Source organism: Sedimentibacter hydroxybenzoicus DSM 7310, assembly GCF_013403245.1.
GTDB classification, from domain to species: domain Bacteria; phylum Bacillota; class Clostridia; order Tissierellales; family Sedimentibacteraceae; genus Sedimentibacter; species Sedimentibacter hydroxybenzoicus.
In genome coordinates, this window is record NZ_JACBNQ010000009.1 from 89,946 (window position 1) to 111,401 (window position 21,456).

22 protein-coding genes are annotated in these 21,456 nt (G+C 33.3%); 3 read left to right on the forward strand and 19 right to left on the reverse strand.

What is annotated here, in order from left to right:
• Positions 1 to 61: 61 nt before the first annotated feature.
• Positions 62 to 1,180: a polysaccharide deacetylase family protein gene (locus tag HZF24_RS09765; RefSeq protein WP_179238113.1), complete on the reverse strand. Its 1,119-nt coding sequence runs from the start codon at positions 1,178 to 1,180 to the stop codon at positions 62 to 64.
• A 153-nt stretch (positions 1,181 to 1,333) separates the two neighbouring features.
• On the opposite strand from HZF24_RS09765, the gene HZF24_RS09770 reads away from it, so the two are divergent.
• Complete coding sequence (locus tag HZF24_RS09770; protein WP_179238114.1) at positions 1,334 to 1,864, forward strand: DUF4364 family protein; 531 nt, start codon at positions 1,334 to 1,336, stop codon at positions 1,862 to 1,864.
• Here HZF24_RS09770 and HZF24_RS09775 read toward each other — a convergent pair.
• Complete coding sequence (locus tag HZF24_RS09775) at positions 1,857 to 2,756, reverse strand: YncE family protein (protein ID WP_179238115.1); 900 nt, start codon at positions 2,754 to 2,756, stop codon at positions 1,857 to 1,859. The two genes, HZF24_RS09770 and HZF24_RS09775, sit on opposite strands and share 8 nt — an antisense overlap.
• A gap of 209 nt (positions 2,757 to 2,965) precedes the next feature.
• Here HZF24_RS09775 and HZF24_RS09780 point away from each other — a divergent pair, with 209 nt between their 5' ends.
• Positions 2,966 to 3,481 (forward strand): ferritin, encoded by a 516-nt coding sequence (locus HZF24_RS09780; protein ID WP_179238116.1) that lies wholly within the window; start codon positions 2,966 to 2,968, stop codon positions 3,479 to 3,481.
• Positions 3,482 to 3,558: 77 nt separating this feature from the next.
• Here HZF24_RS09780 and HZF24_RS09785 read toward each other — a convergent pair whose 3' ends face one another.
• The 14 genes from HZF24_RS09785 to HZF24_RS09850 form a co-directional block, all read right to left on the reverse strand.
• Positions 3,559 to 4,266, reverse strand: coding sequence for a LysM peptidoglycan-binding domain-containing protein (locus tag HZF24_RS09785; RefSeq protein WP_179238117.1), 708 nt, complete (start codon positions 4,264 to 4,266; stop codon positions 3,559 to 3,561).
• Between the two features lie 93 nt (positions 4,267 to 4,359).
• Positions 4,360 to 4,803, reverse strand: a complete 444-nt coding sequence (gene rnhA / locus HZF24_RS09790) for a ribonuclease HI (RefSeq protein ID WP_179238118.1) — start codon at positions 4,801 to 4,803, stop codon at positions 4,360 to 4,362.
• A gap of 184 nt (positions 4,804 to 4,987) precedes the next feature.
• A complete protein-coding gene (locus HZF24_RS09795) occupies positions 4,988 to 5,146 on the reverse strand; it encodes a hypothetical protein (protein WP_179238119.1) in 159 nt (52 codons plus the stop codon).
• Positions 5,147 to 5,219: 73 nt separating this feature from the next.
• On the reverse strand, positions 5,220 to 6,380 hold the full coding sequence (gene thiI / locus HZF24_RS09800; RefSeq protein ID WP_179238120.1) for a tRNA uracil 4-sulfurtransferase ThiI: 1,161 nt from the start codon (positions 6,378 to 6,380) through the stop codon (positions 5,220 to 5,222).
• A gap of 18 nt (positions 6,381 to 6,398) precedes the next feature.
• Positions 6,399 to 7,547 carry a cysteine desulfurase family protein gene (locus HZF24_RS09805; RefSeq protein WP_179238121.1) on the reverse strand — a complete coding sequence of 383 codons (1,149 nt, stop codon included), beginning with the start codon at positions 7,545 to 7,547 and terminating at the stop codon, positions 6,399 to 6,401.
• A gap of 194 nt (positions 7,548 to 7,741) precedes the next feature.
• Positions 7,742 to 8,554: an aminotransferase class IV gene (locus HZF24_RS09810; RefSeq protein WP_179238122.1), complete on the reverse strand. Its 813-nt coding sequence runs from the start codon at positions 8,552 to 8,554 to the stop codon at positions 7,742 to 7,744.
• The gene (locus HZF24_RS09815; protein ID WP_179238123.1) at positions 8,551 to 10,890 is read right to left on the reverse strand and encodes an ATP-dependent DNA helicase; all 2,340 of its coding nucleotides are present in this window, start codon (positions 10,888 to 10,890) and stop codon (positions 8,551 to 8,553) included. The genes HZF24_RS09810 and HZF24_RS09815 overlap by 4 nt, the downstream gene beginning before the upstream one ends.
• A gap of 96 nt (positions 10,891 to 10,986) precedes the next feature.
• The gene (locus HZF24_RS09820) at positions 10,987 to 11,373 is read right to left on the reverse strand and encodes an ATP-binding protein (RefSeq protein ID WP_179238124.1); all 387 of its coding nucleotides are present in this window, start codon (positions 11,371 to 11,373) and stop codon (positions 10,987 to 10,989) included.
• A gap of 98 nt (positions 11,374 to 11,471) precedes the next feature.
• Entirely contained in the window at positions 11,472 to 12,065 is a 594-nt protein-coding gene (gene yihA / locus HZF24_RS09825) for a ribosome biogenesis GTP-binding protein YihA/YsxC (protein WP_179238125.1), read from the reverse strand.
• Positions 12,066 to 12,184: 119 nt separating this feature from the next.
• Complete coding sequence (gene lon / locus HZF24_RS09830) at positions 12,185 to 14,518, reverse strand: endopeptidase La (protein WP_179238126.1); 2,334 nt, start codon at positions 14,516 to 14,518, stop codon at positions 12,185 to 12,187.
• A 187-nt stretch (positions 14,519 to 14,705) separates the two neighbouring features.
• Positions 14,706 to 15,965 (reverse strand): ATP-dependent Clp protease ATP-binding subunit ClpX, encoded by a 1,260-nt coding sequence (clpX, locus tag HZF24_RS09835; RefSeq protein WP_179238127.1) that lies wholly within the window; start codon positions 15,963 to 15,965, stop codon positions 14,706 to 14,708.
• A gap of 11 nt (positions 15,966 to 15,976) precedes the next feature.
• Complete coding sequence (gene clpP / locus HZF24_RS09840; protein ID WP_179238128.1) at positions 15,977 to 16,561, reverse strand: ATP-dependent Clp endopeptidase proteolytic subunit ClpP; 585 nt, start codon at positions 16,559 to 16,561, stop codon at positions 15,977 to 15,979.
• Between the two features lie 70 nt (positions 16,562 to 16,631).
• Positions 16,632 to 17,966 (reverse strand): trigger factor, encoded by a 1,335-nt coding sequence (tig, locus tag HZF24_RS09845; RefSeq protein ID WP_179238129.1) that lies wholly within the window; start codon positions 17,964 to 17,966, stop codon positions 16,632 to 16,634.
• Positions 17,967 to 18,365: 399 nt separating this feature from the next.
• Positions 18,366 to 18,944: a GNAT family N-acetyltransferase gene (locus tag HZF24_RS09850; protein ID WP_179238130.1), complete on the reverse strand. Its 579-nt coding sequence runs from the start codon at positions 18,942 to 18,944 to the stop codon at positions 18,366 to 18,368.
• Between the two features lie 189 nt (positions 18,945 to 19,133).
• Between HZF24_RS09850 and HZF24_RS09855 the strand changes: the two genes are divergently transcribed.
• Entirely contained in the window at positions 19,134 to 19,868 is a 735-nt protein-coding gene (locus tag HZF24_RS09855; protein ID WP_398440753.1) for a beta/alpha barrel domain-containing protein, read from the forward strand.
• 79 nt (positions 19,869 to 19,947) lie between these two features.
• Here the strand turns inward: HZF24_RS09855 and HZF24_RS09860 are convergent, their stop codons facing one another.
• Genes HZF24_RS09860 through rsmD form a run of 3 tightly spaced genes read right to left on the reverse strand, consistent with a single transcriptional unit; the run spans position 19,948 to position 21,445 of the window.
• Positions 19,948 to 20,394 carry an ATPase gene (locus HZF24_RS09860; RefSeq protein ID WP_179238131.1) on the reverse strand — a complete coding sequence of 149 codons (447 nt, stop codon included), beginning with the start codon at positions 20,392 to 20,394 and terminating at the stop codon, positions 19,948 to 19,950.
• Position 20,395: 1 nt separating this feature from the next.
• Entirely contained in the window at positions 20,396 to 20,875 is a 480-nt protein-coding gene (gene coaD / locus HZF24_RS09865; RefSeq protein ID WP_179238132.1) for a pantetheine-phosphate adenylyltransferase, read from the reverse strand.
• A 6-nt stretch (positions 20,876 to 20,881) separates the two neighbouring features.
• Positions 20,882 to 21,445 (reverse strand): 16S rRNA (guanine(966)-N(2))-methyltransferase RsmD, encoded by a 564-nt coding sequence (gene rsmD, locus HZF24_RS09870; protein ID WP_179238133.1) that lies wholly within the window; start codon positions 21,443 to 21,445, stop codon positions 20,882 to 20,884.
• Positions 21,446 to 21,456 lie beyond the last annotated feature (11 nt).

Genomic DNA, 21,456 nt, shown 5'->3' on the forward strand with positions numbered 1-21,456 from the left:
ATATTATAAAAATTATGTAAAGTGTAACGAGGTATAAAAAAAGCAGTAAATTTTTACTGCTTTACTCATATATATTTACTATTCTATCTCCAACCATGTCCATATTTAAATATTCTTCGTGTTTTTTTGGTATGGTTACAACTTCAGGGTTACCATCACTTATAAATCTTTCTCTCGTACCGTTCTCAAAAGATTTAAAATAATCGTATATACCGCAATTATCCACATTTATTTCGCTTGCAGTAACTCTATATAAGCTGTTAAAATCAATCAATGTATCAAAGGGGGAATAAGCCGGTCTCCAACCCACATCAAGAGTTGCAATTGTCTTATACTTATTGCCTTCATACTCTCCGCTCAGCATAATTTCCAAATTTTCTTTTTTGGGATTGCTTCCATGAGGCAGCGCCAACGTTTCAACCTCATAATCAGGTATAATTGCCTTTATGATATTGTTTACCGAGCCGATTTCCGCCTGAATTTCATCCGAGCTTAACAATTCCAACTCATAGTGATTGTACGTGTGATTTCCTATGTCGTATCCGTTTTCAACCAGCCACTTTATCTTCTGTTCTGTATACTCTTTTTGTCCGAAGGGATTAGCGTTTAAGAAAAAGCTTACCGTAACATCAAAATCATCATATTTTTCCTTAAATTCTTCTAATATTCCTACGGCACAATCAGGGTCAATTATCAATTCACCGTCTTGTTCTATATAATTAAAATTGTTCTGTCTTCCGTCATCAAACGTTAATATTATAGGAGTGTAACCTGCTTTAGTTTTTATTTCTCCCTTTGCATAATCATTTAAGCTTATCATCTGATATTTATTCTGATACATATATTCTAAATCCTTACGGAAATTTTCGGGAGTTCTTTGCCAAACTGATTCTTCAGGTCCTATACCATGATACATAAGAATCATGATTTCTCCGAGCTCATTTGGCTCAATTGACAAATCAATTGCAGCAACAGGATCAATTTCTTCCGATTCTTCTGTTTCTTCCGATTCTTCTGTTTCCTCCGATTCTTCTGTTTCCTCATCCTCTTCTTTAATCGGCTCCTCAGGAGTCTGTTCATTTTGCTCATTACCTGAATTTGATGTTACTCCGTCTTTTATGGAGCATGCGGTTAAAGCAAACATAATAATCATAAAAATAATAATAAATTTTTTCTTCATTGACTTTTTTCCCCTTATTATTAATGTTACGTCAATTGTATAATATCTTTAACAATATGTCCATATGAAGAATTTTCATATTATTGTTGTTATTAGTTAATAATTTGGTATAATTAAGTAGTGGTGTAAGTAGTTTAGTAATTAGGAGGAAGCATGAGTAACGGGAACAAAATAGCTCAGGATAAGCTTAAGCTTTTATACATATTAAATTTCATTAATGTTCCATTGACAAATATTGAAATAACAAATTTTATATTAGATAATAGAATTCTTGATTATTTTACCTTGCAGGGACTGTTGTCTGATTTATGCGATTCCAAATTTGTAGTTTTAAATTCAAAAAAGGGCAATGAATATTACGCAATATCCGAAGCCGGAATAGCCGCTTTGGATATGTTCGGGGAGATACTGCCTGAATATTTCAAAAATGAAGTAAAAGAAAATTTGTCATATTTAAAAAAGGAAATAAAAAAACACAGAGAGTTGCTGGGTCATTATTATAAAAGAAAAGATGATGAATTTATTGTATCTCTTCAGGTCATGGAAAATGAATCCGTCATTTTCAGCTTAAGCATTAATGTTATTGATGAGGCAACAGCAAAAAACATATGCAAAAAATGGGATTCAAATCCTGAAGAAATATTTTCTAACATTGTTAAAACTCTTACGTCAGAGCTTAATTAACGATTTTTATACAGCCGGGGGTAAAGGAAATATCTATAGTTTTTGAAATTGTATGATAGTCCTTATCTATGGCTGTTATTTGATTTTTCTTGGAATTATTAATATATACATAGGAATTTCCCACAGTTAAGCTTTCAGGATACCCGCCTAAGTAGCTGGTTTTTATTAATTCCTTTTTTGCAGCATCTATTATATAAAGGGTTTTGTCAACAATGTTTATTAAGTATATTTTATTGTTGCTTTCATCAAAATCAAAGTCTGAGCCCAATCCTTCAACTTTTATTACCTTTTCTATTTCACCCGTTACAAGGTTTATAAAATTAATGTTTGTATGTACGTTGCCATTTACAAAATAAGTCATAACAATTAAACAATCCTTCGATATGAACATATGCATAGGCTTTCCATTTGTTTTGAAATATCTTTTTTCTTCCCTGTTTTCCGAATATTCTATAATTTCATTTTCTTCATAGCAGCATGTGTACAGCCTTTTATTATTTGGGTTGTATAAAACATCGTGAGGTTTTATACCGGCCGGGATAGATTCTGTCAATGAAAAATTAGTTATATCTATTACGGAAATATTATCCGATTCAAAATTTGCAACATAAATGTTATTTTCATCTAATGTAATATGTCGTGGGTCACTTCCTACATTTGTTTCTGAAATTTCATTTAAATTCAAATCGTACTTATATATTTTATTGTTGTATGAATCCACCAGATATATAGAATTCCGCCAATTAACTATGCTATGAATAGCAATCTTTTCTGACTTGCCTATATAAACCGCTTTTTTACAAGTATACTCTTCTTCCGATAATTCAAGTACAAATAAAAATAAATTCCCCTGGCTGTTTCCCGTTATTGACAATATTTCATTACATATCAAAGCAATCACCTCCATATAGTTTATGATAAAAATTTAAAGAAGTGATACTAATTCGCATTAAAATGTTCCCTTTGAGCGAATTAGTAATACTGTTTTCTCCTGTCACGGACAAATTTTTGCCCGTTTTTATAAAATTAAAACAGCAGAATGTTTTGAAATTGCTTTTTTGGGGTATACATTATATATAGCTTAAAAAGGAGATTTAAATTATGATAAAAGAAAATGTAATAAAATTGTTAAACGAGCAGGTAAACAAAGAGATGTTTTCGGCTTATTTATACTTAGATATGTCAAATTACTATATTGATAACGGCTTAGATGGTTTCGGAAATTGGTTCAAGGTTCAGGCACAGGAAGAAATGGATCATGCGATGCTGTTCATTCAATATATGCAGAATAACAGTTTGTCGGTTAAATTATTAGAAATCGGTGCACCTGATATAGATTTCAAGAGCTATGATGCCCCTCTTCACGAAGCTTTAAAGCATGAAAAGTTTGTTACTGATTCAATTCATAACATTTATTATGAAGCGTCCCAAACTAAAGATTACAGAACCATGCAATTCTTAGACTGGTTTATAATGGAGCAGGGCGAAGAAGAAAAAAATGCTGATGAATTAATACAAAAATACAACAACTTCGGAACAGACGCAAAGGGCTTGTACCTTCTTAATACTGAATTAAAAGCAAGAGTTTACACTCCCCCATCATTGGTTTTAGATTAATATCTAAATCAATGTTCAATATAAATGCAACAAAAATACAGCAGACTGTCTGCTGTATTTTTTACGCCTTAACCCCGCTACATCCTTGGTATACAAACTCTTGTTCCCACAATCAAAAAGTTAGCAGGTCTTAAGCTCGGATTAGCAATCAACAGCTGTGAAGGTGTCAGGTTATTGGCTATAGCAACAGTTGAAAGAGTGTCTCCTGTTCTGATAATATATTCTGTTGAATTTTCGGAGCAAGCTTCAAAATTTTCAGACGGAATACACAACTCAGTGCCGGGAACAATAACATTCGGATTAAATTCTCTGTTAAATTCTATTAATTCATTCAAGCTTAAATTATAACTGATTAAAATATCACTTAAACGTGTTCCTTCTTGAATTGTAACTACTGTACCAAACGGGCATCCAGGTGGAACGTTAGGTATACATATTTCCTGACCAACTTTCAAATCGTAGGGATTTGCGTCAGGATTTGATTCGAGTAATAAATTAAGCGGTATTTCATATGTTCGGGCTATATTATAAAAACTATCTCCTTCCCTGATAATATAATAAGCCCCATTTACACACGGCGGTCTTTGAGGTACTCTTGGCACGCACAAAGACATACCTACTGTCAGGGTCCTTAGTCGCAAGGTTGGGTTTAATTCCAGCAGTCCCACTAAATTGATGCCGAATCTTGCTGCTATGGAATTCAATGTATCTCCGGGCTGAACAACATAGGGCATTGTATTTACATTAGGACATTGAACCTGATTTTGGTTTTGTCTATAAATCATTATATAATCACCTCATAATATAATTTGTTATTTTATAATATTCATGAGGTAATTAATGTTTCTTAAATATTATGTTGAAACCTGTATTATTAATTAACTATTTGCAAACTTATCACGCTCTGAAACCGCAAGCTTGTCACAACGCTCATTATATTCATGACCGTTATGACCTAAGACATGAACAAACTTAACGTTATGCTTATCCATTGCTTTTAATAATCTCTCCCATAAATCGACGTTCAAAACCGGCTTTCCATCAGATTTTTTCCAATTTTTCTTTTGCCATGAACTAAGCCAGCCCTTATTGATTGCATCCGCAACATATTTCGAATCAGTTGTAACTGTAACGTCACACTTCTCTTTAAGTGCTTCAAATCCAACAATAACCCCCATAAGCTCCATTCTGTTATTAGTTGTATTTTTTTCTCCGCCGCTGAGCTCTAATTCATTTCCGTTATACTCCAATATTATTCCGTACCCTCCCGGGCCGGGATTTCCGCTGCATGCACCGTCTGAATAAATATTAACCTTTTTCATTTTTTCCGCCTACATTTATATTTTCTATCCATTTCAATATTTATAAATTAGTATACAGTTCATTCATATTAAAATCAAGTGGAAATGTCCGCTTACACATACAAAAGAGCTGTACATGTATAATACAGCCCTTATGATTTAAGACGATAGGTCGTTGTTTTCAACAACCTAAATTAAGTACAAATTATCTGCAGCAACCACCTCTGCCGCCAATACCACCAAGCCAGTTATTCCCGCCAAGCAGCCAGAAAATTACAAATATAATTATAATCCATTCTATCCAATTATTGTCACAGCCTCTGTCACAGCAATCAAAATTTGTAGCTCTTACTTCATCTGACATATATATTCACCTCTCTTTTATTTTAATTTAATATATGTCAGTTAATAAGATTTGTGATTGATAAAACTGATTATTATATTACTTCTAAGGTTGAGTATACCTTATTAATCAATTCTTCAACGTTCAGCCTTCCCTCCGAAATTAAAATGGAATCTAATTTTGGATTTATAAGAGGATGAGAAGGAGCAAAAACAGAGCAGCAATCATCGTAAGGTAAAATCGAGGTTTCATAAGTTCCGATTTCCTTTGCTTTATCCATTATCTCTGTCTTATCCATACCTATGACAGGTTTAAGTATAGGCATTTCTATAGAGTTTTCTATAACTATCATAGATTTCATTGTCTGGCTTGCAACCTGACCTAATGATTCACCTGTTATTAACATCTCCAGTCCATTTTCTTCAGCTATTCTTTCCGCAATTCTCATCATGAACCGCCTTGCTAAAATAGTTGTTTCCTCTTCTCTGCAATGCTCTTTTATGGCTTTGTGAACATCTAACAAATTAACGCTGTAAAGTTTGATTTTCCCGCAATATTCCTCTAAAATTTCTTTAAGCCGTTTAACCTTTTCATTTGCTCTCTCCGATGTAAACGGATATGTGTGGAAATAAAGAGCACTGATTTCTACTCCCCTTTTTGCAATCATATAGCCTGCTACGGGGCTGTCAATTCCTCCCGATAAAAGCAAAAGTGCCTTTCCGCAGGAGCCTATGGGCATTCCTCCTACGGTTGTAATTCTTTCAGATGATATATAACAGTTTTTCTTTATATCTATCATTACTTCTATATCGGGATTGTGTACATCAACTGTTACGTCAGGAAAAGCATTCAGTATCTTTTCACCTGCTAATGCACTGAAATCCATTGATTTGACAGGAAAGGTTTTATCCCCTCTCTTTGTATTAACCTTAAATGTTTTTATGTTTTGTTTTTCCTTAAGGTATCTGAATAATTCAATCGCTTTTTCTATGATGATTTCAGGATCTTTTTCAACCTTTATGGAGGGACTTATAACAACTATTCCAAATACCTTTTTAATTTTATTTATAATTCCGTCCATATCATCAATATGCTTAGTCTGTATAAAAACCTTGCCTAATTCCTTATATATGGATACATCCTTGTACTCTTTTAACGCATACCTTATTTGCTCTGTAAGTTTATGTTCAAAGGAACCTCTGTTTTTTCCCTTTAAAAATATTTCTCCAAAGCTTACTGCCACAACATTGTACATATAGTCCTTTGTTCCTTTCTATAGCATCATGATTTCTCTTATATCATTAACTGATTGTTTAATATGCATTACAACATATTCTACTTCGTCATGGTTATTAAAATAACCTAAGCTCATTCTTATGGAGCCATCAATATATTCCTTATCAATATTGAGCGCATCTAATATCCTGTTGCTCTTACTTTTTGAAGAACATGCCGAGCCTGTTGAAACATATATTCCTTTTTGCTCTAAAAAGTGTACCAATACTTCTCCTTTTACGTTCTTAAACGATATATTGAGTATGTGAGGAGCGCCTTCCCCATTTAATAAGCTGTTAATTCGTACATCCTCTATTTCTTCGGATAACCTTTTAGCGTAAAGAGCTTTAAGCTCATTAAGTTTATAATTTTCTTCTTCAAAATTATCATACAGAAGCTTGCATGCTTCACCAAAACCAATTATACCTGCCGTGTTTTCAGTACCCGGACGAACTGATTTTTCCTGACCTCCCCCAAAGACCGAGGGCTTAATTTTTAGCGAGGAACGAACAAATAATCCTCCGACTCCTTTAGGTCCGTGAATTTTATGACTGCTGAATGCCATTGTATCAACAGGAATATTATTTATGTCAATTTTTATCTTACCATATGATTGTACAGCATCCACATGTATTTTTGTACTGTTATTTTTGCTTTTAGCAATTTCGGCTATCTTTTTTATATCCTGCACAATCCCAATTTCGTTATTAACATGCATAATGGATACCAATACGGTATCAGAATCAACTTTTTTCTTTAAATCATCAAGATTGACTCTTCCCATACCGTCGGTTTCAACATATCTTATACTTGCTTTATCCTTGAACTGATCTACTACGTTGTAAACAGAAGGATGCTCGATTTTTGTGGTTACAATATTTGAATTTTCATATATATTACTTAAGTGGCTGATAAGCGCAATATTATTGCTTTCAGTGCCTCCTCCGGTAAAATATATTTCTTCATATTTAGCGTTAATTATTTTAGCTGCATACCTTCTCGCCTCATCAATTTTCTTTTCTGCCATCAATCCCATGCGATGAAGCGATGATGGATTCCCATAATAGTTTTTATTGACATCTATGATTTGCTGTAATACTTCATGCCTTACCCTTGTTGTTGCACTGTTATCCAAATAAACTTCCATATGTACCTCTTAAGTATAAAAAATTTGTAAAAAATACTTGCAAAATAATGTTTCTTTATGTTATAATAACCATGGTTATCCCCCCCGATAACCAAAATATATTCCCAATACCCCTTTTATGCATATTAATGCTTCACAACGATGGCCCCGTGGCCATTTTTGTGTTTTTTGATAAATAAAGCCGCTACGACCTTCTATTTAATTTCTTTCTCCATCTCATTCAAATACAACTCTAATGCCTTTTTAACCGTATCATTATCGGCAGAATTATAAATTCTGTCATCTATAGCTTTTATCGGAAGCACATCATTTGATGTCCCTGTGATAAAGGCAGCATCAAAGTTGTCAAGCTCATCATACCTTATAACACGCCTTATTACTTCAATACCGTTTCTTTCACAAACTTCTATAACCTTGCTCCTTGTAACTCCGAGCAGCACATTATCATCCGGTGATGTAACGAGCTTATTATTTTTAATAAAAAATATATTTGATTTACTTCCCTCGCTTACAGTATCATCATCATTTATTAAAATTACTTCATACGCTTTTGTATTTTTTATAATTTCTTCTACTTTTTCCTTGAAGTTTTTTTGAAAAGCCTTAATGTTCGGATTATCTCTATGTATTTTTGCCGTTACAGTATGAACCCCGGTCATAAATTGTTCCTTTGCAGGATAGCTGCTTTCTATAAAATAAAATAAAACTACGGGCTCGCTGTCATAATAATACGATACTCTTATATTACAGTTTTCAAAATTATTTTCTTTTATCAATAAATTAATTGAATTTTGAAATTCATCAAAATTTAAATTCCCTTCTACATCGCTTAAGCGTATGCTGTCTCTCATACGTTCAAAGTGCTCTTTCAAAAAAATAGGATTCTTTTTGATTACTCTTATAACCTCGTATATTTTTGCTGTGTCGTTTGCCAATAAAGTATTTAATTCAGGCTTGCCTATCAATTGGTTATTCTTAACATTCATGTTTGAAATAATATTCATCATTTATTCTCCTTCCCGTCCCAAAATAACTTTACCTCGTTTATTAAGTTGTTTACATTATTAATCTTTTTATAATGTTTCCAATGCTCAGGAAACAGCTTTATGTATGTCATCTGGCACAGCCTTGAATCTATCATAAGCACCGTGCCTCTGTCATTTTCAGTTCTTATCACTCTGCCTGCGGATTGTAAAATTTTATTGAAACCAGGATATTTGTATGCAAAGTCATAGCCTGAATTATATTTTTCATCAAAAAATCCTTTAATAATATTTCTTTCAAAGGAAATTTGAGGTATTCCTGTACCTATTATAACCGCACCTATTAATTTTTCAAGGGGTAAATCAATGCCCTCAGAAAATACTCCTCCCACAACGGTGAATAATACCAACCCTGTTTGGCTTTTAAACTTATCTACAATTTCTGTTTGCTCTTCTTCATTTAATCCTTGATTTTGTAAAATAATGTTTGAAGTATCATATAAATTTTCATAAGTCTCATAAATTTTCCCCATAAAGCTGTAGGAAGGGAAAAACACCATGTAATTACCTTTCTTTTCGGATATCAATTTATTTATATAACAGCATGCTGATTCTATGTTTGCCTCTCTTTCCGTATATTTCATGGAAATATCCGAGGTTATCATTAAATTTAAATTTTCATCATCAAAGGGTGATTTGATTTTTAATATATGGTCGTCATCCTCTCCGCCTAAAATATATCTGAAATATTTTAAAGGAGTTAAGGTTGCTGAAAAAAATATTGAAGACCACGCATTTTTTAATATTTCCTTCAATACTGAGGATGGATCTATTAAAAACAACTTAACCTTAGTTTTATTTCCTATAAAATCAACGTAGTAGCAAAAATTTGAATTTGCTATTTCGGAAATTTTTATAAAAAATGTACTTTTAAAATACATGTCAATTAACTCATCCGGTATATTTTCATTTTTTTTATCGTTTATAAATTTTTCTGCTATAGTTGAAAATTTCCTTAGGGAACTTATTAGCTCAGAAGGTTCATTTTCTAAAATTTTTGACTCATTATCAGCTTCTTTTTTAATTTCTATAAATCTCTTGTTAATATTATGTAGTGCGCTGCCTATTTTTTTATTGGTTTTCTTCATCACTTTATAAAGTTCATAGAAATCTTCCTTTATAAGCTCGGGAGAAAACATATCTCTTGTTCTGTCTTCAAGATTATGAGCTTCATCAATCAGAAGTATATCATTAGTATTTTTAAATACATCATCCCTTTGAAGAGCAACTCTCGGATCAAAATAATAATTATAGTCGCAAATGACAGCATCAGACATATAACTTAAATCAAGAGAAAATTCAAATGGGCATAGATCATGCTTTCTTGCTGTTTCTTCTATATATTCCCTGTCAAACAAACAGTTGTTTTTAACGGCATTTTTGAGAGGTATATTCAACCTGTCATAATATCCTTTTGAATATGGACAATATTCCGGATCGCAATTAGTTTCTTCCATGAAGCATATTTTGTCCTTTGCTGTTATAACCGTTGTTCTCAGGCTTAATCCCTTATGAACCATCATTTTAACAGTATTAAAAGCAATTGTTTTAGTAGATGATTTAGCCGTGAGATAATAAACCTTTGTATTGTTTTTATAATTCATGGATTTAATAGCAGGAAATAAAATAGATATAGTTTTACCAACACCTGTCGGTGCCTGAGAGAATAATTTTTTACCTTCTTTTATTGTACTGAAAACAGCAACAGAAAAATCTCTCTGGCCTTTTCTGTAATAATCAAATGGAAATTTAAGATCGTTTATTGAGCGTTCCCTTTCCTTTTTTAAGTCAATAATCGTTTGAGCCCATTCAATATAAGAATTTAAAAGCTCATAAAAAAACAATTCAAGTTCCTTAAGGTCATAGTTATAAGGAATTGTTTTCGTTTTTTCCGTATCTAAATTATAATATCTTAACTGAATTGAGATATTGTTTATTTCATTATCAAGACAGTAAATGTACGCGTAACATTTTGCCTGCGCAATATGGGCTTCGTTATAATTTTTTTCAATAAAATCCAAATTCGTATAAGTAGATTTAATTTCATCTACTATAATTTCATTGTTTTCGGATATTATTCCGTCAGCTCTTCCTTCTATTGTAAACTGTATATTGTTAACGGTAAATTCCCTTTTGAGAAAATATTCTTTTTGATAGTTCTCTCCCATTAAAGACTGAAGAATTTTATGTGCCTTTATTCCTTCCATTGCTCTTTCGGGACTCAGGTTTTTTACGTTAATATCTCCGCTTTTATATACAAATTCAACTAATTCTCTAACCGAAAGCTTAATGTTGTCCATGATTTGCTCCAAAAAATAAATAAATAAATAAATAAATAAATAAATAAACACCTGTTAGGTGTCTATTATAACATAATTAAATAAATATAAAAACGACTATTTAATATATTGTACGCATTTAACTCTGTTTCCGCATACTTCAAACTTATCGGAAAGACCTTCAACCAACATCAATCCTCTTCCAGATTCGCAAAAATCATAATCACCGTAAGCTTTTTTCTTATAACAAATTCCCAATCCTTCATCAGCTACTTCTATAATAATGCAAGACTTATCAATCAATAAATTAATAAAAACCTGTTTGCTTTTATCTTTTTGATTTCCGTGTAAAATACTATTTATAATTAATTCATTCAATATCAGTTTAGTGTTAAAGAAAGTGTTCTCGCTTACAATGTTTTTTATGCTGTCTAAAATTTCTTCAACAGTTATTTTCGCGTTGTTTATGTCGCTCTTTAGATAACGCTCAACTTTATAATCCATTATTATTCCTCCAATTAAAAGTAATATACCCACTTGCAATGCTTTTAATCAATTTGCATAAAATTTAACATGGATTTTTTACGTAAAATTGAACTGTTCTAATTTTCCAAGCCTAAAATATTTACAAACAAATCCCATATTTGTTCAACACCTGATTTAGATGCTGATGAAAACGGAATTATTATATTTTTATCCGTAATATTCAATGTTTTCTTAATTATATTAACGCTTTTAATTTGTTGAGTTTTAGAAAGCTTATCTGCCTTTGAAGCAATGACGTAGCCTGTATATCCGCAGCTTTTTATCCAATCATACATTTGAATATCATTATTGCTGGGTTCATGCCTGATATCAACAAGTAAAATTACTTCCTTAAGCTGTTTTCTGTTATGCAAAAATGTATCAATCATTTTGCCCCATTTTTCTTTTTCGGATTTTGATACCTTTGCATATCCATATCCCGGCAAATCAACAAAATTGAATGAATCATTAATATTATAAAAATTTAATGTCTGTGTCTTTCCCGGTTGTGAGCTCGTTCTTGCCAGACTTCTTCTGTTTAGCAATGCATTAATCATTGAGGATTTCCCTACATTAGATTTGCCTGCAAAAGCAATTTCAGGTACAACCGTATCTGGATATTGTTCTTTTTTAACAGCCGTAATAAGTAATTCTGCTTTTTTTATTATCATATATTCCTCCCAGTACAATGGATTTGCAGTCGACTTGCAATGGACTATCAATTGATTGGCAATTGTTACTTATTCTAATCTATTGCCTATCTATAGCTAATCCATCGCCCATCCATTGCCTATCTATCGGCTAATGCGTATTTAACTACATCCTCTATTTTATCTGCATAAACTATTTCCATGGAGCGAATTATTTTACTGTCGATTTTTGATACATCCGGCTTATTCTTAGTACTCAGAACCACCCTTTTGATTCCGGCTCTCTTTGCAGCCAGCAGCTTTTCTTTTAATCCGCCGATAGGCAATACTCTGCCTGTTATTGTAATTTCCCCGGTCATAGCCACATCTTTTCTCACCGGTACATCAGTAAGCGCGGATATAACCGCCGTAGCCATTGTTATTCCTGCTGAAGGACCATCCTTTGGAATTGCTCCCTCAGGTACATGAATGTGTATGTCTGTTTCCTTAAATTTACTGTAATCTATTTTAAATTTGTCTGCATTTGCTTTTATATAGCTAATAGCTGCCATAGCAGATTCCTTCATTACATCGCCTAATTTACCTGTAAGCTGAAGCTTGCCGTCACCCTTCATAGTGTTTACTTCTATAAACAGAGTTTCTCCGCCAACCTTAGTCCAGGCAAGACCCGTTACAACACCTACCTGATCTTCTTCATATGCTAAATCATAATCATATTTCGGAATACCCAAATATTTTTTCAGGTTTCCATTATTGATTGTAACAGTTTTCTTTTTATTTTCCACTATTTGTACAGCGGCTTTTCTTATTAAAGATCCTATGCTTCGTTCAAGATTACGTACACCCGATTCACGTGTGTATCTTTCAATTATTTCGGTTATGGCATTTTGCGAAATACTTACCTGGGTTTCTTTTAATCCATGCTCCCTAATTTGTTTTTTAATTAAATACTTTTCGGCTATATTTATCTTTTCCATATCAGTATAACCGGATATCTCAATTACTTCCATTCTATCTAACAGTGGTCCCGGAATGGTGGATGTTGTATTTGCAGTAGTAATAAACATTACATTTTCTAAGCTGAACGGAGCTTCAATATAATGGTCTGTAAATGTTTTATTTTGTTCAGGATCTAACGCCTCCAGCAGTGCCGATGCCGGGTCACCCTTGTAGTCACTTGCAAGCTTATCTATTTCATCAAGCAAAAATACGGGATTATTTGCCTTCGCTTTTGCAATTAATGATATTATTCTCCCTGGGATAGCCCCTATATATGTTCTTCTGTGACCTCTGATTTCCGCTTCATCTCTGACCCCGCCCAATGACATTCTTACATATTTTCTGTTCATGGCTCTTGCTATGGATTTAGCAACGGATGTTTTACCTACTCCGGGAGGTCCGACAAAACAAAGTATCGGTCCTTTCATATCTTTATTTATTGCTTTCACAGCAAGATATTCAAGTATTCTTTCCTTTATATCCTCTAAACCATAGTGATCCTCTGACAATACATTTCTCACTTTCTTCAAATCAGTATTGTCTTTTGTTTTTTTGTTCCAAGGCAAATCAATGAGCCAATCTACGTATGTTCTTATTACTCCTGCATCAGGTGATGATGAAGAAATTTTCAGAAGCTTGTTTATTTCTTTTTCTGCCTTTTCCTTTACTTCCTTCGGCATATTGGCTTTTTTTATTTTATCCAGATATTCGTCAACTTCAAGCTCTATGCCTTCATCCTCACCAAGCTCTTTCTGAATAGCTCTCAATTGTTCCTTTAAATAATAATCCTTTTGAAATTCACTGACCTGTTTTCTCACAAGCTCACTGATTTCATTTTCAATTTCTAAAACTTTAATTTCCTTAGATAAATACGTATTGATTGATTCCAGTCTTTCATATGGGTCGAATATTTCTAACAACGCCTGCTTTTGCTCATGCTTTAAATAAATATATGACGCAACCACATCGGCAAATTTATCGGGATTTTTTATTTCTTTAAGAGAAACAAGTGCATCAGGCGCTATTTTTGTATATATTAATGAATATTCTTCAAAGTTTTCCAGAGTCAGGCGAATCATTGCTTCTAATTCATCATTTATCAAGGCATCATTATTATATACATATTCATCCAGCATAACCTCAAAATACGGCTCTGTCTGAACAATGGAAACAATTTTAGCTCTGTTCACGCCTTCAACAAGCACTCTTATATTGTCTCCGGGAAGCTTAATCATCTGCTTAATTTTACAAATGACACCAACCTCGAAAAAATCTTCTTCTTTAGGTGAATCTATATCTGCTTCTTTTTGTATTGTAAGAAAAATATCTGAGTCTTCCAACATTGCTTCTTCTAAAGCATTTATTGATTTTTCCCTGCCAATATCAAAATGCATCATTGTATCCGGGAATATTCCGATTCCCCTGATTGGAATCAAAGGAAGCTTTTTATTTTCTATACTGTAATTTTCAATCATATAATCTCCTTAGTAAAAACTGCCTGCTTGTAGCAGCAGGCAGTTCACAAAACACTACATCTATCTTATAGACCGTTGAAAATTTTCGTCCTGCAAGGCATCGCAAGACGGGCAACCGCAACGTATTCAACATACGTGAGGATTGACCGTCGAAGCGATAACGACGCAGGCTGGAATTTTCAGCGGTCTATGATGCGTTTTCTTTTTTATCAGTTAACAATTTCTTAGTCAATACCAATTTCGGTTCACTTTTATTAACTATAGTATCCTTAGTTATAACACATTTTTTAATGTCATTTCGAGATGGAATTTCGTACATAACATCAGTCATTGTACTTTCAAGTATGCCTCTCAAACCTCTTGCACCTGTTTTTATCTCCAAAGCTCTGTCAGCTATTTCTTCCAAGGCATCCTTTTCTATCTCCAATTCAACATTATCCATTTTGAACAATTCCTTATATTGTTTTACAAGGGAGTTCTTTGGCTCTGTCAAAATAGACATTAAAGCCTTTTTATCTAACTTTTCTAAGGCAACTACAACCGGCATTCTGCCCACAAATTCAGGAATTAATCCAAATTTCAATAAATCCTGTGTTTGAACCTGTTGTAAAAGTTTATCGGTATCCATAGCCGAATTACCTGTAAGGTCTGCACCAAACCCGATACTTTTTTTGCCTATTCTTTTTTGTACTATTTTTTCTATTCCGTCAAAGGCACCGCCTAAAACAAATAATATATTTGTAGTGTCTATTTGTATAAACTCCTGATGCGGGTGCTTCCTTCCGCCTTGTGGCGGTACATTTGCAACAGTTCCCTCCAATATTTTAAGAAGTGCTTGCTGCACACCTTCGCCGCTTACATCTCTCGTTATAGAAGGGTTCTCTGAACGTCTGGAAATTTTATCGATTTCATCAATATAAATGATGCCCTTTTCTGCCCTTTCAACATCAAAATCTGCAGCCTGCAACAGCTTTAACAGTATGTTCTCAACATCCTCACCAACATAGCCTGCTTCTGTCAATGATGTAGCATCTGCAATTGCAAATGGTACATTTAACAACCTTGCCAATGTTTGTGCAAGATACGTCTTACCGCTTCCGGTAGGTCCAAGCAATAAAATATTGCTTTTTTGAATATCAACACCATCATCTTTTGCTTTATAATTAATTCTTTTATAATGATTGTATACTGCCACTGCCAAGCTTTTTTTTGCGCAATCCTGCTGAATTACATACTCATCAAGCTTTTCTTTAATTTCTTTTGGCTTCGGGAGTTCAGTAAAATCATATTCTTCGAATAAGTCTATATCGTCATCCACAATGTTATGACACAATTCAATACATTCATCGCAGATATATACGTCAGGACCGGCTATTAATCTTCTTACCTGTTCCTGAGCCTTACCGCAAAACGAGCATTTGATTTGCTTATCATTATTTTTGCTCATTGAAACACTCCTTATTTTCTTTTGGCAATTATATCATCTATTATGCCATAAGCTTTCGCTTCCTCCGCTGACATGAAATTGTCTCTGTCAGTGTCGCGCGAAACTTTCTCTATTGACTGACCTGTTTTTTCACTAATGATATCATTTAAAGTATCTCTTATCTTAATTATTCTGTCAGCGTGAATTTTTATGTCAGATGCCTGACCCTTCATCCCGCCAAGGGGCTGGTGAATCATTATTTCTGAATTCGGCAGTGCAAATCTTTTTCCTTTTGCTCCCGACAACAGTAAAAACGCACCCATGCTTGCAGCCATACCTATACATATAGTAGATACGTCCGGCTTAATATACTGCATGGTGTCATAGATTGCCATACCTGCTGTTATAGAGCCGCCTGGGGAGTTAATATATAGCTGTATATCCTTATCAGGATCCTCTGACTCTAAAAATAACAGCTGTGCAACTATTACGCTTGCTGTTGCATCATTAACTTCATCACTTAATATAATTATTCTGTCCTTTAACAATCTCGAATATATATCGTAAGATCTTTCGCCTCTGCCTGTTTGTTCAATTACATATGGTACTAAAGCCATAATATTTCCTCCTATTTATTATATTTCATTATACTATTATTGTACTTATTTATCTTAATATTATCTTAAATTATTTTTCTTTGCTTTCTTCAGCTTCTTTTTCAGCAGGTTCTGTAAAAACGGCACTTGCAACAAGCATTTCTATAACTTTTCTCTTTTTAAGAGTTTCTTCGATATAACCTCTGCTTGATTCAAGCATGCTGTTCTTGAAAGCTTCCATTCTCTCTTCTTCTACCTGATATGACTTAGCCATTTCTTCTACTTCTTTCATCAAATCTTCTTCAGAAGCCTGAAGATTTTCTTTCTTGATTATTGCTTCTAAAACCAATTCGGCTTTTACGTTAAATTCTGCTTGGTCTTTTGCACCTTCTTTGTATTGGTTAACAAAATTACTTATTATATCATCGTATTCTTTACCGACAAAACCTTGTTGACGGAATTGTTGTTCATAATTTTTTGCTAAATAATCAATTTCTCTTTTAATCAATACTTCGGGTACTTCTATCTTAGCATCGTTTATAATTTTAGTTAATACATTGTTGTCATTTGTAACCTTTGAAGAATCAGCCGCTCTTTTTTCAAGATTTTTTCTTGTATCAGCTTTTAATTCTTCCAAAGTGTCGAATTCGCTTATATCTTTTGCAAATTCGTCATCTATTTCAGGCATTTCCTTTGATTTTATTTCATGAATTTTTACATTAAATACTGCATCCTTGCCTTTTAAGTTTTCAGCATGATATTCTTCGGGGAATGTTACGTTAACCTGAACCTCATCACCCTTATTTTTACCTATTAACTGTTCTTCAAATCCCGGAATAAATGTGTTAGAGCCAATTTCAAGGGACTGATTTTCAGCAGTTCCTCCTTCAAATTGTTCTTCTCCCACAAAGCCGGCATAATCTATAGTTAAAAAGTCTCCGTTTTGAACAGGTCTGTCAGTAACTTCAACTATTCTTGCATTCTTATCCTGAATAGCTTTAAGTTCCTTTTCAACATCTTCGTCGGTAACCTTTACTTCCACCTTTTCAACTTCAACACCTTTATATTCTCCGAGCTCAACTTCAGGCATTACTTCAACCTCAGCAGTTACAACAATGTCTTCGCCTGTTTCAAATTTCTGAATATCTACCTTAGGGCTGTCAATTACATCAAGGTTTAATTCCGTAACTGCCTTTGGATACTCTTCCTGAACGGCAAAATCTAAAGCGTCATCATAAAAAATGCTCTTGCCATATTTTTTCTCAATTATATGTCTTGGAGCCTTTCCTTTTCTGAATCCTTGCACATTAATGCTATTTTTCGCTTTTAAATATGCTTTATTCACCGATTCTTCGAATTGATCCGGTGTGACTGTAAATTCAATAGTAACTATGTTTTTTTCTTTTTTAAGTAATTTAGAACTCATTGTTCCTCCTATATATTTAAATTATTGTATGATTAAAAACTAATATTGTTTCAATAAATGAATTCATAAATATATTAATTCGCATCAGTAAATTCCTCTTAGACGAACTAATATATACTGTTTTCCCTGTCACGAGCAAATATTTGTCCGTATTTTTAATATCAGAGCAGTATAACCATTATATTATACCACAATACTTTTCAAAAGCAATATTAATTTGAAATTATTGGAGAATGTCGACGAAAGATATCACTAACTCTCTTTAATTATTCTGAGTTGTCATCCTTAGCGATAGCGAAGGATCTCATCACTTCAAAAGCTGAGATTCCTCGCTGACGCTCGGAATGACAAAATCGAACAGTATACGTTTATTCATAGAACTGACAAAAACCGATAGTCTTATAAAGCTCCCCTCCTATATTCATATACCCTGCAATTCATAAAAAGATTCATTCCGCTCAAAAAAAAGCATATTTTATTTTTAACGTATATCATTCCTACTTTCTCCATAACCTTCCCTGAGGCGATATTGCGTATATCATGCAAGGCACAAACAGTATCGAATCCTACTTCGTTGATTAGGAAGCTAAGAACTTCTTTTAAAATTTCAGTGGCTATACCCTCATTCCATCTTTTTTTAGCCACGGTATACCCTACTTCACAATATTTTTTTCTGTTTTTAATATTAGAAACCGATATGGAGCCGACGACCTCTTCAGTTACCTTATCTACAACAGCCCAATGATAGCTTTTTTTACTTTTATAGCTTTCAACCCATTCCGTAACATAGCTCTCTGTTACTTTTTCATTTTCATGCACACTCCAGGCATTATATTTTGCAGCTTCATAATCGCTTGACCAATTTTCATAAACCTCATGAACATCACCCAATCGGAATTGCCTTAATATAAACCTTTCCGTATCCAAGGTAACTGTTCCGATATGTTTCATTTTATCTTTTTTATTTAATAAAAGCATTTTAATCTCTCCGCTGAATGCTGTATTATCCTCTATTTAATTACTATCTAATTATACAATTACTAATTTGTTTTGAAAAGTAATTTTACACAATTATCTTATTTAATTGATTGTATTTTTTGAAAAACAATTATATAATATTTCTATAAAATTACTATGCAAAGAATCAAGCATATATTGGAGGTTCATATGGAAATAGACAGAGGTATTATTCAAGATAATTACAGCCATAATGTTAAAAATTGTACCGAAAAAAAAGATAAAAAATTTATACCGACCATAGAATCCGTGCTAAAGAAAAAACCGATACAAATGCCCACAGAAATTTATGAAGCAAGCGGTATTAATATATTTGGAAAAAGAATAAAATCACTTATATTTACAACAGATCTTGCAATCGTAAAAAACCATAATGCCGACGGAGTAATAGCGGTTTATCCTTTTACTCCTCAGATAGCAATCAATCAGGCAATTATAGAGGTATCCTCAGCTCCTGTTTTCGTAGGTGTAGGGGGAGGTATTACAACAGGACAAAGATCTATAGACATAGCAATAAATGCAGAATTAAACGGTGCTTTCGGTGTAGTTATGAATGCACCGACCCCAAATGAACTCATAATGGAAATGAAAAAAAGATTAGATATTCCTATAATAATTACTATTGTTTCCGAAAGAGAGGACTTCGAGTCAAGAATACAAGCGGGAGTTTCTATTTTTAATGTTTCGGGTGGTTCCAAAACGTCTGACATAGTCAAGAAAATAAGAGAAAGTCATCCGAATTTCCCTATTATAGCTACCGGAGGACCAAATCCCGAAAATATTTCCGCAACGATACAGGCAGGAGCAAACACGATCACATTTACTCCTCCGACCACGGGAGAGTTGTTCTCCGAAATTATGGACAACTATCGAGAAAAACTTTAAACCACCTTTCGGGGACGGTCCTTTTTGAGACTATTTATTTAGTCTCAAAAAGGACCGTCCCCGAAAGGTGCGAGTCATTTTAATGGATATTTTTTAAATCATCTCTGTTAGCTTCTATAATGTTATTTATTTCTCTTATCCTGTCCTGGAGCTTGGACAATATTTCGTCACTGTAATTGTAAGCGCTGACTTTCATTTCCGTCGCCTTTTTTTCAGCTTCCTGAATCAATTGATTGGCAAACTTTTGTGCTCGCTTTGTTACTTCATGCTCTTCGATTAAATATTTTTGCTGATGATTAACCTTTTCAATCAATTCGTCCGCTTCTACCTGCGCTTCATTTAAAATTCTCTGGCGTTCCTTTGCAACCCAGGACGCTCTGTTTATTTCGTCAGGCAGCTTCAATCTTATTTCATTGATTACTTCTAAAACCTCTTCTTTATCTATCATTACCTTGTTTGATAAAGGAAATTTTGAGCTTTCTTCAATAATATCTTCAATTCTTTCTAACAAATTCAGTATGTCCATATTAAATCCTCCCAAGTTTTTTATGTATTTCTTGTCCAACATTTATTGGAACTAAATCTTCAAAAGCACCGCCATGCTCAGCAACATCCTTTATCATGCTTGAGCTTAAAAAAGAATATTCCGGTGAGGCAACCAAAAAAATTGTTTCCAATTTATGATTCAAATGTTTATTAATGCTTGAAATAGCCAATTCATATTCATAATCAGACACAGCTCGTAATCCTCTTACAATCAAATTAATATTGTTTTTTTCACAGTATTCAACAACCAAACCTTCTGTATAATCAACCGTAACATTATGTAAATGAGTTGTGGCCCCTTTTACCATATTGCATCTTTCCTGTATATCAAACCAGTATTTCTTTTCCGTATTGTTAAATACTGTTACAACTACTTCGTCGAATTTGCCTGAAATTCTGTTAATGATGTCTAGATGACCTAATGTTATAGGATCAAAGCTTCCTGTATATAAAACTTTCATTTTTTATTAATGTTCCTCCATATATTTAAAAATGCTTATCCTTGTTCTTCCATAAATTTTCTCTTTACATTTTATCACGTTTGTATCAATATTATCAATTACTTTTTCTGATTCATCACTTTCAATTATTAATAGGCCGTCGGATTTTAATAACCCGTGTTCAAATACCCTTAATGCAATATTTGAGCTGCAGTTTAATGCATATGGAGGATCTGCAAATATATAATCAAATTTAACATTTTCATTGGACAAATTAACAATTGCCTTTTCATAATCATTCATTATTACCTTTGCTCTATCGGTAAATTTACATAACTCAAGGTTTTTTTTTACATAGCTCAAGCTTTTACGGGATAAATCAACAAAATATACTTGACTTGCCCCTCTTGCAAGGAATTCTATACCTACGCTTCCTGAACCGGCAAATAAATCCAGTACTATTGAATCCTCTTCAATAATACCTATCATATTAAATATTGCTTCCTTAATTTTATCGCCGGTCGGTCTTACCGCCATACCATCCGGTGCATAAAGCTTCATTCCCTTGTTGGTTCCGGAAATTATCCTCATACAATACCTCT